The organism is Prescottella agglutinans, assembly GCF_004011865.1.
Lineage (GTDB): Bacteria > Actinomycetota > Actinomycetes > Mycobacteriales > Mycobacteriaceae > Prescottella > Prescottella agglutinans.
The window spans coordinates 1-13,988 of record NZ_RKLP01000002.1 but is presented as its reverse complement, the minus strand read 5'-3'; the positions used below and the strand labels follow the sequence as shown (position 1 = coordinate 13,988).

The window sequence follows — 13,988 nt, the reverse complement described above, 5'->3', positions numbered from 1 at the left end:
GGGATGTCCCCGATGGTTTTCCGTCACCCGCTCGGGTGAGGATGTTGGGCATGCCAACCGAAACCGAGATGCCCACCGAGACCACCGTTGCCGCTCGTGCGGTCAACCTGACGAAGGTGTACGGGTCGGGGGACACCCAGGTCCACGCCCTCGCAGGCGTGTCCGCGGAGTTCGCGCGGGGGGAGTTCACCGCCATCATGGGGCCGTCCGGCTCCGGCAAGTCGACGCTCATGCACTGCCTGGCCGGTCTCGACGCGGCGACGTCGGGTTCGGTGCTGATCGGCGCGACGGATCTGACCACCCTCTCGGACAAGCAGATGACGCAGCTGCGCCGGGACCGGATCGGGTTCGTCTTCCAGGCGTTCAACCTGGTGCCGACCCTCACGGCGCTCGAGAACATCACCCTGCCGCTCGACATCGCCGGTCGGAAGGCCGACCAGCAGTGGCTCGACACCGTGGTCGACCGGTTGGGTCTGCGCGATCGGCTCGACCACCGTCCCGGTGAGCTGTCCGGCGGCCAGCAGCAGCGTGTCGCGTGCGCGCGGGCGCTCGCCGGACAGCCGGAGATCATCTTCGGCGACGAGCCGACCGGCAACCTGGATTCGCGCTCGTCGGGTGAGGTGCTCTCGATCCTGCGGGCCGCGGTCGACGAGTTCGACCAGACGGTCGTGATCGTCACGCACGATCCGCGGGCCGCGAGCTTCGCCGATCGCGTGGTCTTCCTCGCCGACGGGCAGATCGTCGACGAGTTGCGCGAGCCCACCGCCGAGTCGGTCCTGGACCGCATGAAGAACCTCGAGACGGTCTGACACCATGGCGGTCACCAATTCCCCGATGCGCAGGGTGTCCCTGCGCAACCTCGCCGCCCACAAGGTGCGGCTGATCCTCACCGTGCTCTCGGTCGTGCTCGGCACGGCGTTCGTCGCGGGGTCCTTCGTCTTCACCGACACCCTGCAGAAGACGTTCGACAGCATCGTCGACGGCTCCGCCGACGGCATCGACGTGCGTGTCAGCCCCGTCGAGCAGGGCTCGAGCGGCGTCCCGATCGCGGACGTCGACACCATCCGCGCGGTCGACGGCGTCCGCGCCGTCGCGCCGTCCGTGGGCGGTCAGATAGTGGTCCTCGACTCGGCCGGCAAACCCACGCAGAACGGCGGCGCCCCCAGTATCGGGTCGTCGTATCTGCCGCCGGAGCAGCAGTTCGGCGAGCCGACGAAGTTCGTGACCGGTACCCCGCCGGAACAGGCCGGACAGATCGCGCTCAACGAGGGCGCCGCGAAGCGTGCCGGCCTGGAGGTCGGCGACCACACACGCGTGCTGACGATGAACGGGTGGAACGACGTCACGATCTCGGGCCTCTACGCCCCCGAGACCGACACCGGTGGGTACGTCGGCGTGCTGTTCACGGACGCGCAGGCGCGGCAACTGTTCACCGACGGCAGCCACGTCGGGTACATCGACGTCGCGGGCACGGGGGTCTCGCAGGACGAACTGCGCGACCGGATCGCGGCGGCGCTGCCCGACACGAAGGTCCAGACCGGCGCCGAGGTGCGTGAGGAGACCAAGGACGAGATCGGTCAGGCGCTCAGCTTCGTCAACTACTTCCTGCTGGCGTTCGGCGCGATCGCGCTGCTGGTCGGCACCTTCATCATCTACAACACCTTCTCGATGATCGTCGCCCAGCGCCTGCGCGAACTCGCGCTGCTGCGTGCGATCGGCGCCAGCCGCAAGCAGGTGGGCCGGTCGGTCGTCCTGGAGGCGCTCGTCGTCGGCGTGATCGGCAGCGCGCTCGGCCTCGCGGCCGGTGTGGGACTCGCGTACGGACTGCGCGGCCTGCTCAACGCGTTCGACCTCGGCCTGCCCGAGGGCTCGTTGCAGGTCGCGCCCCGCACGATCATCGTGGCGCTCGTCCTCGGTGTGCTCGTGACCGTCGTCAGCGCCTACGCGCCGGCCCGCCGGGCCTCGAAGGTGCCGCCGGTGGCGGCGATGCGCGAGGAGTTCGCCTCCACCGGCGACACCCTCAAGGTGCGCACCCTGATCGGTTCGATCGCTGCAGTGCTGGGTGTTCTCGCTCTGGTCGTCGGCGCCCAGTCCACCGGTGGCGGCGCCGCGGCGACGGTCGGACTCGGCGCGCTGGGACTCGTCCTCGCGGTGCTGCTGGCGGCTCCGGCGTTGTCGCGTCCCGTTGTCGGTGCCCTCGGCGCGGTGTTCGCCAAGCCCTTCGGCCCGGTGGGTCGCCTGGCCCGTACCAACGCGGTGCGCAACCCCAAGCGCACGGCGGCGACGGCGTTCGCGCTGACCCTTGGCCTGATGCTGGTGTCGGTGATCGGTGTGTTCGGTGCGTCCGCCAAGTCGAGCGTGAACGCGCTCGTGGACAAGGGCGTCGAGGCGGACTTCGTGCTCAGCGGACCGCAAGGTATCGGTGTCCCGGCGGGCGCCGCCGCGGCCGCCGGGCAGGTGACCGGCGTCGAGCAGGCGGTCTCCCTCCACGGTGTCGCCGTGAAGATCGACGACGAGGACGTGTTCGGCACGGCCCTGAGCGGTTCGCCCGACGGCGTGCTCGACTACACCATGAAGGAGGGGACCACCTCGATCACCGGCACCGACATGCTGGTCAGCGAGACCGAGGCCGCCGACCACGGGTGGAAGCTCGGCACGCCGGTCACCCTCACCGACCGCGACGGCGAGCAGGTCACCACGACGGTGACCGGCATCTACGCCGACAACCAGCTGCTCGGTCCGTGGGTCGTCTCCGACCAGGTGTACCAGGACGTGACGCCGCTGAGCATGCGCACCGAGTGGGCGGTGCTGATCAAGGCGGCGCCGGGTTCCGACCTGACCGCGATGGCGTCCGACCTCGCGACCGCGACCGACCCGTTCGTCGTGGTGCAGGTCCAGGACCGGGAGCAGTTCAAGGGCACCCAGGGGCAGCAGATCGACACGCTGCTCGCGGTGCTGTACGGCCTGCTCGCACTCGCGGTCGTCATCGCGATCCTCGGCATCGTCAACACCCTGGCGCTCTCCGTCGTCGAACGTCGACGTGAGATCGGCATGCTGCGGGCAGTCGGAATGCAGCGGGCGCAGGTGCGCCGCACCATCTACCTCGAGTCGGTCCTGATCGCGGTGTTCGGCGCCCTCGTCGGTGTCGTGCTCGGTGTGGTCTTCGGCTGGGGCTTCGTGCGGACGCTCGCCGACGAGGGCCTCGACCAGATCTCGGTCCCGTGGGGTCAGGTGGTCGCGATGCTGATCGGGTCCGCCGTGGTCGGCGTCCTCGCGGCACTGTGGCCGGCGAGTCGGGCGGCGCGGACCAAGCCCCTCGAGGCCATCGCCGACATGTAGGGGCAGGGTGCTCGGGAACGGTACCGCCGCGGCGCTTCGCCGCGGCGGTACCGTCTTCACGTGAGCAACCTGCAGGACATCGGTGAACGCGACGGCTGGCGCTGCTGGCTGTGCGACGAGCCCGTCGACCCGGACATGTCGGTGAACGATCCGCGTGGGCCGAGCGTCGACGGCCTCAGCACCGCGAAGAAGAGCAAGGGCAAGTCGGTTCAGGAGCGCCTGGCGCACCGCGCGTGTAATACGAAGAAGGGGGCCGTCAAGCCCGTCGTGCCGTGGCCCGACGAACTGTTCGTCGTCGACCCGGCGCCGATCATCGGTGTCGTCGAGCAACTGGGCCGCAAGGGTGGCCGGGTCGCAGTGGCCCGGTGTCCGGGCGAAGCGGACGCCGTGGCCGCGGGTGAGTGGCTGCTCGATCGGCTCTCGCGGCTCGCACCCGATCTGGCCCTGACGACCCGGGTGGATGCCGGCGCCGGGGGATTTCTCCTGGTCCTGGAGACGCGCTAGCCCCCGCGCAAAGCCGCCGTTCGTCACGCCGGAGGGAGTAGCGTTCGCAACGAGACCACTCCAGATCCGTGCGCGTGAAGGGAATCGTCGATGAACCTGGCCCTGACCGCTGAGGAGCGCGCTTTCCGGGAGGAGATGCGGACCTTCTTCCGCACCGAGATCCCCGCGGAGATCCGCGAGCGGGTGGCGTCCGGTGCGCCGATCGGCCGGGACGACTTCGTCGCGACGCAGCGCATCCTCAACGCGGCGGGGCTCGCGGTGCCGCACTGGCCGGTCCGGTGGGGCGGTCGCGACTGGTCGGTGGTGCAGCGGCACATCTGGCTCGACGAGATGCAGTTGGCTGCGGTGCCCGAACCGCTGGCGTTCAACGCGAACATGGTCGGCCCGGTGATCGCGACGTTCGGGTCGGAGGAGCAGAAGGAACGGTTCCTGCCGGCGACGGCGAACCTCGACATCTGGTGGTGTCAGGGATTCTCCGAGCCCGGAGCCGGGTCCGACCTGGCCTCGCTGCAGACCCGCGCGGTGCGCGACGGCGACCACTACGTCGTCAACGGGCAGAAGACGTGGACGACGCTGGCCCAGTACGCCGACTGGATCTTCTGCCTCGTCCGCACCGACCCGGACGCCCCGAAGAGGCAGGCGGGAATCTCGTTCCTGCTCGTCGACCTCACGTCGCCGGGTGTCACGGTGAGGCCGATCCGGTTGATCGACGGCAGTTACGAGGTCAACGAGGTGTTCTTCGACGACGTCCGCGTGCCGGCCGAGAACCTGGTCGGCGAGGAGAACGCCGGGTGGAGCTATGCGAAGTTCCTGCTCGGCAACGAGCGCACCGGCGTCACGGGTGTGGGCCGCGCCAAGGTCAGGCTGGCGCGGGCGAAGGAACACGCGGCGCACACGCCCCTCGGCACGGGCAGCCTCCTCGACGATCCGCTGTTCGCGGCCCGCGTCGCCGAACTCGAGAACGAACTGCTCGCACTCGAATTGACGCAACTGCGCGTCGTGGCCTCCTCGGCGCACGGCAAGCCCGATCCCGCGTCGTCGTTGCTGAAGCTGCGGGGCTCGGAACTGCAGCAGGCCGCGACCGAACTTCTGGTGGATGTGGCCGGACCGGACTCGCTGCCGTTCGACGCCGGACCCGACATCGAGTCGCCGTTGTGGGCGCAGCGCGCGGCCCCGATCTACCTCAACTACCGGAAGGTGTCCATCTACAGCGGGTCGAGCGAGGTGCAGCGCAGCATCATCGCCTCCTCGATCCTCGGACTGTGAGGCGGGGAATGGACTTCGAACTCGATGACGAACAGAAGTTGTTGCGGGACACCACGAGAGGCCTGTTGGACCGCAGCTACGACGCGGAGGCGCTCGCCGAGGTGAAGGCGTCACCGCGGGGGTGGAGCGCGGACGTGTGGGGTCGGCTGGCCGAGACCGGGCTGCTCGGACTCGGGTTCGACGACGAGGACGGCGGATCCGGGGCCGGGCCTGTCGAGGTCGGGTTGGTGATGACGGAGTTGGGGCGGCGACTCGCCCCCGAACCCGTGCTCGACGCGGTCGTGGTGCCCGGCAGCGTGATCGCGGACGTGGGCAGCGAGGCGCAGCGACGGAAGATCCTGCCGGCCGTCACCGGCGGCGGCCTGCTGCTGGCCTTCGCGCACGCCGAGCCTGGGACCCGCTGGCCCGCGGTCGACGTGACCACCCGCGCTGTCCGGCAAGGGGATTCGTGGACGATCATCGGAACCAAGAATCCGGTTCTACGCGGTGACTGTGCCGACACGCTCGTCGTCTCGGCGGCGCTGCCGGACGGTGGGGTCGGCGTGTTCCTGGTGGATGCGGACGCCCCCGGCGTGGTCCGCCGACGGTACGCCACACACGACGGTCTGCGTGCCGCGCAGATCGAGTTCGGCGACGTCGCCGCCGAACCGCTGGGTGACGGCGGGGATGCCGTCGCCGCGATCCGGGCGGCGCAGGTCCGGGCTCAGGCAGCACTGTGCGCCGAGGCCGTCGGCGCGATGGAGGAGGTGCTGCGGTTGACCACCGAATACCTCCGCACCCGTAAGCAGTTCGGCGTGCCGTTGGCCAGCTTCCAGACGCTCACACAGCGCGCCGCGGACATGTACGTGTCGCTGGAGTTGGCGCGGAGCATGAGCCTGTACGTGACGATGTCCCTCGCGGACGGCGTGGTCGATCCCGTCGTCGCGTCCCGCGCGAAGCTGCGGATCGGCAGGTCGGCGCGGCACATCGGCCAGGAGGCGATCCAGATGCACGGCGGCATCGGCATGACCGCCGAATACGCGGTGGGCCACTACGTGTCCCGGCTGACCGCGATCGAACACACGCTCGGCTCGGCCGACGACCATCTGCGGGCCCTCGCCGCCGACGTCGCCGGGCACGACATGGTCGACGTCGCGGATTAGCTCGGGCCCGCGGCGCGGCGTGAAGGGAGTTGGGGTGGGGGCAGACGGAATCGAGTTCACGGTCCTGGGTCCGGTCGCGGCCACTCGTGGCGGACGGCAGATCGTCCTGGACCAGCAGCAGAGGGCGTTGCTCGCCGCGCTGCTGGTGGCCTTCCCGCATTCGGTCGACATCGAGCGGTTGCGCGCCCAGGTCCGGTATACGGGCGCTGCCGCGGCCGGGAACGGTCAGGCCGGGGGCGGACCCGATCCGCTCGAGCAGGCGCTCGAGGGGCTCCGCAGTCGGCTGGACGACGGGGACAGTGTGCTGGTGCGGGACGGCACCCGATACCAGTTGGTCGTGCCGCGTGACGCGGTGGACTCGGCGCGGTTCCTCGACGAGGTCCGCCGGGGCGACGCGATGCTCGAGCGCGCCCCGGACACGGCGGCCGACGCCTACCGCGAGGGTCTGCGCCAGTGGCGCGGCCTCGCGTACGAGGGGCTCCCGGTGTCGGCGTTCGCCGACACCGTCTTCATCGAGTCCGAGGTGGCGCGACTGACCGAGCGCCGTTTCGAGGCGCGGATCGCGTTGGCCGGCGCCGAACTCGCGGCCGACTCCCCGGCGGCGGCCGCGGTGGAGGCCGAGGCCCTCGTGGCGGACCATCCCCTCGACGAACGCGCCTGGGAGTTGCTGACGCTGGGGCTCAGCCGGTCCGGTCAGCAGGCGCACGCCCTGGCGGCGCTCCGACGCTGCCGCGCCATCTTCGACGACCGCCTCGGGTGCGAGATCGGCGCCGGTCTCCGACGCATCGAGACGGCCCTGATGACCCACGACAGCGTCTATCTCGAATCGGCGCAGCTGTCACCGCCGCTCGAGATGCCGAACTCGAATCTGATCCAGCCGCGGACCCGGCTGGTGGACCGTGAGCGTGACGTGTCGTCGATCGTGCAGTTGGTCGACGAACGTCGGCTCGTCACCCTCGTCGGTCCCGGCGGCGTGGGCAAGACGCGGCTGGCGGTGGAGGTGTGCCGGCGAGTCGAGGCACCCGACGGTCCGTGGATCGTCGATCTCACGAAAGTCAGTGACGGCGCGTTGATTCCGTCGACCATCGCGACGCTGCTGGCGTTGCCGGGAGTCGGGTCCCCGACGCATCTGGCGGAGACGATGGCGGCCCGGTCGTGTGTCCTCGTGCTGGACAACTGCGAACACGTCGCCGACTACACCGCGGACGTCGCCCGGGCGGTGCTCGCCAGTTGCCCGGACGTCCGGATGATCGTCACGGGACGCGTGCCGCTCGGTGTCGAGGGCGAAGGCGTCCACGAGGTCGCGCCGCTGTCGGTGGACGACGCTGCCGTCGAACTCTTCGCCGAACGCGCCGTCGGGGTGAGCGCCACGTGGACGCTCAATGCGAAGAATCGGCGTGCGGTACAGGCGATCTGCCAGGAGGTCGAGGGACTGCCGCTCGGTCTGGAGCTGGCGGCGGCGCAGCTGCGCTACGTGACCGAGCAGGCGATCGCCGACGGCCTCGCAGACCGCTTCGCGCTGATGCACGGAGACCCGGCGCCGGCGATCGGGCCGCGCGGGCGGATGTGGGACACCGTCGACTGGGCCAACCGGCTCATGTCGGGTGGGGAGGCCCGCCTGTTGCGCCGGATCTCGGTGTTCGCGGGTTCGTTCGACGTGGAGGGCGCGACCGCGATGTGCGTGTTGGGTTCTACGGCGGAGGTTTCCGTGGTGCTGACGTCGCTGGTGCGGCGGGGCCTGCTGCGGGTGGTGCCGGGGTCGTCACCTACCCGCTATCGGATGCTGGCGACGATCCGCCGGTTCGCGCGCGACCAAGCCGACGACGCCGAGTCGATCGCGATCCGCGCGGCCCACCGCGGTTTCGTGCTGGCGCGGGTGGAATCCGTCTCGGCGGCACTGCACAGCTCCCGCGGGCGGCAGGCGATCAGGCTGCTCGCGGCGGACCAGGCGGAGCACCGGGCCGCCCTCGAGTCGGCGTTCGCGGTCGACGACGCCCACTACGCGCTCGACCTGGCGGGCCGTCTCTCCTGGTTCTGGTACCGGACCGGGAACATCGGTGAGGGTCTGCAGTTCCTGCGGACCGCGCTGGACCTGGTGGCGGGCGACTGGCGGCCGCCCGAGCCTCGCGTGATGGCGCGCGCCCTGGACGGGCTGGCGTCGTTGACCTACCTGACAGGTGACGCCGCGACCGCCGAGGACGCGGTCCGTCGGGGCGGGCAGTTGTGGTCGTCGATCGGGGACGTCGGCGAGGTGGCCCGCGACGAGGCGTGGCGCGCGCACTTCGTGGCGATGCAGGGGCGGTCCGACGAGGCGGTCGCACTGGCGCGTCACGCGGTCGACCTGGCCGTCGAGCACGACGCGGGATGGATCGAGGCCGAGGCGCGGATGGTGCTGGGCATGCTGCTGCGGTCGATCGGTCAGGCGGAGGAGGCCCGGGTCGAACTGCGGGACGCGATCCGCGCCGGCGAGCGGTACGGGCACCGCTGGGCGGTGACGTCGTCGACGTGGGCGCTGATGAAGGCCGCGGCCGACGCGGGCGACGTGGAGGGAGCGCTCGCGACGATGCGTGTACTTCGCGCGGACCTCGACGAGGAACCCGACGTCATCTCCTGGCTGGTGATGATCCATTCGACCGCCGCGGTGCTGGCCACGGCGGGCCGCCCGACGGACGGCGCGGTGCTCATGGGCGCGGTGGACAGCCTCGGCGCGCAGGCCGGGTTCCTGCCGGCGTGGATCGACGCGGTGGACGGTCCCATCGAGGCCGCCGTCGTCCACGACGCCCTCGACGACGACGAGTACGAGCAGTACGCCAACCAGGGTGCCCACCTCAACCGCGAGCAGATCAACCGGTTGGTCGGCGAGTTGGTCGAGGGTCCTGTCGTCGAACGTCACTGACTCCGTGGACGCACCCACTCGAAAGCGTTTGCCTCGGAACGGGTTCCCTCGGCGGTGCGGGACCGGTTGGGTTCGCCCAACTCTGCGAGCATCGGAGTGGCGATGTCGACGAGCGCGGTCAAGGTCCCGGGTGTGAGCCAGCCCGGTCGGGTCGCGAACGCGATGTCCTCGGTGGAGGTGTTCCCGCTCGCCCCGGGCGCGAACGGGCACCCGCCCAGCCCGCCGAGGGCGCCGTCGACGACGCTCGCCCCGGCACCGATCGCGGCGAGCGTGTTCGCGACGCCGAGCCCCCACGTGTCGTGACCGTGGAAGACGATGCGGCGCTGGGGAGATTCGGCCTTCACCCGGCCGACCAGCGCGGCCACCTGCGCCGGGACCGCCTGGCCGAGTGTGTCGGCGACGACGATGTCGTCGGCGCCGTCGGCCCGTGGGTCGTTCGCGATCGACAGCACCCGGTCGGCCGGGACCTCGCCCTCGAAGGGGCACGTGAACGACGTGGCGATGCACAGTTGGATCCGTCCGCCGACGGCGCGGGTCAGTTCGATCGCGGCGGGCATCGCGGCGAGGCTGTCGTCGGTGGAGCGCCCGATGTTGGCGCGGTTGTGCGAATCCGACGCCGAGAAGCAGTACTGGAAGTTCCGGGCGCCGGCCGCGGCGGCCTTCTCGACGTGGCGCGGGGTGGCCACCCACACCCAGCAGCGGTCCAATTCCTCGGGCGTCAGTTCGCCGATCACCTCGAGCGTGTTCGCCATGGGCGGGACCAGATCCGGTCGGGCCATCGAGCCGACCTCGAGTTCGGGGACTCCGAGGGCCAGCAGGCCGCGGGCGATCTCGAGCTTACGAGCGGTCGACAGCGGCTTGCCGGTGAGCTGGAGCCCGTCGCGCAACGTGACGTCACGCAGAATCGACTGCGGTGCAAAGGAGTAGGTCATCACGACTCCGTCTCGGCGATGATTCGGTCGATGTCGGCGTCGGATCTGCCGAGCACCGACGCGAGCACCTCGCGCGTGTGCTCGCCCAGGTCCGGCCCGACGTGGTCGATCGGCAGCGACTTGTCCCCGATCACCGGCACGATCCCCGGGAAGCCGACCGGTTGCGGGGTGTCGGCGCCGGTGTCCACGTCGAACGTCTGAATCATGTTGCGGGCGTTGTACTGCTCGTCCTCGACGATGTCGGCGGCGGTGTAGATCGGTCCGGACGGGACGTTCGCGGCGTCGAGGATGCGCAGCGCGTCGTCGCGGGTGTGCCGCGACGTCCAGGCCCCGATCGCGGCGTCGAGTTCGTCGCGGCGCGCCCACCTGCCGGCGTTGGTCTGCAGTTCCTCGTCCGCCGCGAGGTCGGGGCGTTCGATGGTTTCCATGTAGCGCTGGAAGATCGCGTCCCCGTTGCCCGAGATGATGATGCTCGTGCCGTCGTTGCACGGGTACGCGTTCGACGGAGCGATGCCCTCCATGCGGCCACCGACCCGCTCGCGCTTGACGCCGTAGGCGAGGTAGTCGGGGACGAGTGACTCCATCATCGACATGATCGACTCGTTGAGGGCGACGTCGATGATCCGCTGCGGCAGCGCCAGAGACTGCCCGCCGTGCGACTTGCGCTGGTACAGCGCCATCACCGACCCGAATGCGGCGTACAGACCGGCGATCGAGTCGCCGATCGACACGCCCACCCGCACCGGCGGCCGGTCCGGGTCGCCGACGAGTTCCCGGAAGCCGCCGAGGGCCTCGGCGACGGCCGCGAAACCGGGCCGCTCCGCGAGCGGGCCGGTCTGCCCGAACGCGGAGATCCGGGTGATCACGAGGTCGGGGTTCACCGCGTTCAACTGCTCGGGCCCGATGCCCCACTTCTCGAGGGTGCCGGGACGGAAGTTCTCGAGCAGGATGTCGCACTTCGCCGCGAGGTCGAGGACCAGGCGGCGGCCCTCGTCGGACCGCAGGTCGAGCACGATCGACTTCTTGTTCCGGTTGATCGTGCGGTACAGCATCGAGGTGCTGCCCGAGTACAGGCGCCAGTTCCGCAGTTCGTCGCCGGTGAGGGGTCGCTCCACCTTGATGACTTCGGCGCCGAAGTCGGCGAGCAGTCGGCCCGCGGTGGGGGCGGCGATGTAGTTGCCGAGTTCGAGGACGCGCACACCGTCGAGCGGGCGCGTCGGGATGTCCTGCGTCATGCCCCGATTCAAGCAGCTTCCGGGCCGACGTGGTTTCCCGACCATCGGGAAGTGACATGCACCGAGGCCCGCGCCTACGGTGTGCTGATTGAGACGTGGGCCACACTCGCGGTGTGGCTACCCCGACGATGGATGGAGTGCATGGTGGGACTGAGTTCGGATCGGATCGTGGTGGTCACCGGAGCGAGCCGCGGAGCGGGCAAGGGCATCGCGCTCGCCCTGGGTGAGACCGGCGCCAAGGTGTACGTCACCGGGCGGACGCAGACCGAGGGTGACGCCCCGCTGCCGGGCACCGTGTTCGCGACGGCTGAGGAGATCACCCGCCGCGGCGGCGAGGGTGTGCCGGTGGTGCTCGACCACAGCGACGACGCGCAGGTCGCGGCGTTCTTCGAGCGTCTGCGCGAGGAGCACGGCCGCCTGGACATCCTCGTCAACAACGCGCTGGCCGTTCCGGACGAGCTGACCAAGAAGGGCCCGTTCTGGGAGAAGTCGCTGTCGCTGCTCGACGTGCTGGACGTCGGCATGCGGTCGAGCTACGTCTCGAGCTACTACGCCGCGCCGCTGCTCGCCGCCAACGGCGAGGGCCTCGTCGTCAACACGTCGTCCTTCGGTGGCACCTGCTACATGCACGGACCCGCGTACGGCGCAGGCAAGGCCGCGGTCGACAAGATGGCCCACGACATGGCCGTCGACTTCCGTCCGTTCAACGTCGCGGTCGTCTCGCTCTGGATGGGTCTGCTCATGACCGAGCGCACCAAGGCCGGGTTCGACGCGAACCCGGGCGCGTACGACGGCCTGGCGGCGACGGCGGAGTCGGCGGAGTTCCCCGGACGTGTCATCGACGCCCTCGCGAAGGACCCCGAGCTGATGAAGCGCAGCGGTCAGGTGCTCGTCGGCGCCGAGGTCGCGGAGGAACTCGGCGTCAAGGACCTCGAGGGGAAGCAGCCGCCGTCGCACCGTCAGTTCCTCGGCAACCCGCCGGTGTTCTCGGACGCCGTCATCGACTGACGACGCGCACGGAAATTTCTGGAACAGTGGTGGGCAGACGGCTCCTGGAGGAGGCATCATGCCCGCACCCGACCAGTCCGCGGCCGAGCGTCGCGCGCGCATCAACGAACAGGTCCGCTGCTGGTGCGAGCGCGCGCGTCTCGACGGTCGACATCCGCCGCTGTCGGACACCGCGTCCGTGTTGATCGCGGCGGGGCGCGTCGACGCGGCCACCCGCGGGATCCTGGCTTCCCGTCGCCGGGTGGCGCGGACCCTGCCGTCGGTCGGCGGCTTCGGACATCTGCGCCTGCTGGCCGACGAGCACGCCCGGATCGTCGGTAGGGCCGCGTCGATGCGCCCGGGACCGGTGCAGTTGGCGTACCGGTACCGGGCGGCCGAACTCGGCAAGCGGCTCGACGGCCTGCGCTCGGCCATGACGATGTCGAACGTGCACTACGCGGGCGGCGTGCGCGCCATCCGTCGGGACCGCCGCGACGGGATACACCTCGATCCGGAGCAGCGCGACGCGCTGTTCGTCGCGTTGACCCGAACCCCGGCGCCGCTCCCGGTGGAACGGCGGCACCTGCACGAACTACGCAACGCGATGCTCGAGGGCACGGCGTCGCGGGTGGCGCGCGTGTCCGAGCACACGAGGGCGGAGGACGTCGGCCGGCGTGCCGCCGACGCGCTGGGGCGTGCGGTGGAACCCGACGACGACCGGTTCGCCGACCGGTACGACACGCTGCTGTTCCTGGCCGGGACGCTGTACGACCGGATCGAGAGCTCGGCGGCGTGGCACTCGGAGCATTTCGCGGTGCAGCGGGCGCAACTCGACCTCGCGGAGGAGCTGACCCAGATCGCCGTCGACACCGTCGCGCTGCACGGGATCGTCGGTGAACTCGACGACGCGCTCGAGTCCACACCCGAGGCCCGCGAGCACGTCGAGTCCCGCCGCGACGCGCTCGCGCCGGTGTGGGACCAGTTGGTGGAACGGGTCGCCGCGCTCGCCCGGATCGGGGACCTGTTGGCGCAGGCCGAGATCCAGCTCCGGGCGATGGAATCGATGCGGTGGGCGACCAGCCTGGACAGCCGGATCGACGAGCTGATCGCACGGTCGGGGAACCGGGAGCTGTCGGCGGAGAACACCCACCAGGTGGGCGATCAACTGGGTGGGGTGGAGGAGCTCATCGGCACGTTCCGCAGCACCCTCGGTGGCGACATCGCGGCCCTGACCGCGCGCGGCGAGTCGTAGGCTCAGGTCACCAGCCGCGCTCGGCGAGGCGGTGGGGCTGGGGGATGTCGTCGACGTTGATGCCGACCATGGCCTCGCCCAGGCCGCGGGAGACCTTCGCGAGGACGTCGGGGTCGTCGTGGAAGGTGGTGGCCTTGACGATCGCGGCGGCGCGCTCGGCGGGGTTGCCGGACTTGAAGATGCCCGAGCCGACGAACACGCCCTCGGCGCCGAGCTGCATCATCATCGCCGCGTCCGCGGGGGTGGCGATGCCGCCGGCGGTGAACAGGGTGACCGGGAGCTTGCCGGCCTTGGCGACCTCGACGACGAGGTCGTAGGGGGCCTGCAGTTCCTTCGCGGCGACGTACAGCTCGTCCTCGGGCAGCGAGGTCAGGCGGCGGATCTCCTGACGGATCTTGCGCATGTGGGTGGTGGCGTTGGAGACGTCGCCGGTGC

At 70.5% G+C, this 13,988-nt stretch carries 11 protein-coding genes; 8 read left to right on the top strand and 3 right to left on the bottom strand.

The window, feature by feature from the left end; genetic code table 11:
- The first annotated feature begins 41 nt into the window (after window positions 1-41).
- The 6 genes from EGT67_RS04040 (at window position 42) to EGT67_RS04015 (ending at window position 9,147) form a co-directional block, all read left to right on the top strand.
- Window positions 42-809: an ABC transporter ATP-binding protein gene (locus tag EGT67_RS04040; RefSeq protein WP_127914784.1), complete on the top strand. Its 768-nt coding sequence runs from the start codon at window positions 42-44 to the stop codon at window positions 807-809.
- Between the two features lie 4 nt (window positions 810-813).
- Window positions 814-3,339: an ABC transporter permease gene (locus tag EGT67_RS04035; RefSeq protein WP_127914783.1), complete on the top strand. Its 2,526-nt coding sequence runs from the start codon at window positions 814-816 to the stop codon at window positions 3,337-3,339.
- Window positions 3,340-3,399: 60 nt separating this feature from the next.
- Window positions 3,400-3,843 (top strand): hypothetical protein, encoded by a 444-nt coding sequence (locus EGT67_RS04030; RefSeq protein WP_127914782.1) that lies wholly within the window; start codon window positions 3,400-3,402, stop codon window positions 3,841-3,843.
- A gap of 90 nt (window positions 3,844-3,933) precedes the next feature.
- Window positions 3,934-5,109 (top strand): acyl-CoA dehydrogenase family protein, encoded by a 1,176-nt coding sequence (locus EGT67_RS04025; RefSeq protein ID WP_127914781.1) that lies wholly within the window; start codon window positions 3,934-3,936, stop codon window positions 5,107-5,109.
- A gap of 8 nt (window positions 5,110-5,117) precedes the next feature.
- Window positions 5,118-6,251 (top strand): acyl-CoA dehydrogenase family protein, encoded by a 1,134-nt coding sequence (locus tag EGT67_RS04020; RefSeq protein ID WP_127914780.1) that lies wholly within the window; start codon window positions 5,118-5,120, stop codon window positions 6,249-6,251.
- Window positions 6,252-6,285: 34 nt separating this feature from the next.
- Window positions 6,286-9,147, top strand: coding sequence for an ATP-binding protein (locus EGT67_RS04015; protein ID WP_127914779.1), 2,862 nt, complete (start codon window positions 6,286-6,288; stop codon window positions 9,145-9,147).
- Here the strand turns inward: EGT67_RS04015 and EGT67_RS04010 are convergent.
- Together EGT67_RS04010 and EGT67_RS04005 are read right to left on the bottom strand one after the other, a co-directional pair.
- Entirely contained in the window at window positions 9,141-10,079 is a 939-nt protein-coding gene (locus tag EGT67_RS04010) for a hydroxymethylglutaryl-CoA lyase (RefSeq protein WP_127914778.1), read from the bottom strand. The genes EGT67_RS04015 and EGT67_RS04010 overlap by 7 nt on opposite strands.
- Window positions 10,079-11,314 carry a CaiB/BaiF CoA transferase family protein gene (locus tag EGT67_RS04005; RefSeq protein WP_127914777.1) on the bottom strand — a complete coding sequence of 412 codons (1,236 nt, stop codon included), beginning with the start codon at window positions 11,312-11,314 and terminating at the stop codon, window positions 10,079-10,081. Before EGT67_RS04005 ends, EGT67_RS04010 begins: the two co-directional genes overlap by 1 nt.
- Before the next feature lie 132 nt (window positions 11,315-11,446).
- Between EGT67_RS04005 and EGT67_RS04000 the strand changes: the two genes are divergently transcribed.
- Both EGT67_RS04000 and EGT67_RS03995 read left to right on the top strand, forming a co-directional pair.
- Complete coding sequence (locus EGT67_RS04000) at window positions 11,447-12,322, top strand: SDR family NAD(P)-dependent oxidoreductase (protein ID WP_206612299.1); 876 nt, start codon at window positions 11,447-11,449, stop codon at window positions 12,320-12,322.
- Window positions 12,323-12,380: 58 nt separating this feature from the next.
- Window positions 12,381-13,553, top strand: a complete 1,173-nt coding sequence (locus EGT67_RS03995; protein ID WP_127914776.1) for a hypothetical protein — start codon at window positions 12,381-12,383, stop codon at window positions 13,551-13,553.
- 7 nt (window positions 13,554-13,560) lie between these two features.
- On the opposite strand, the gene EGT67_RS03990 is transcribed toward EGT67_RS03995, so the two are convergent.
- The coding region (locus EGT67_RS03990) for a beta/alpha barrel domain-containing protein (RefSeq protein WP_476742037.1) at window positions 13,561-13,988 on the bottom strand (428 nt) is incomplete at its 5' end.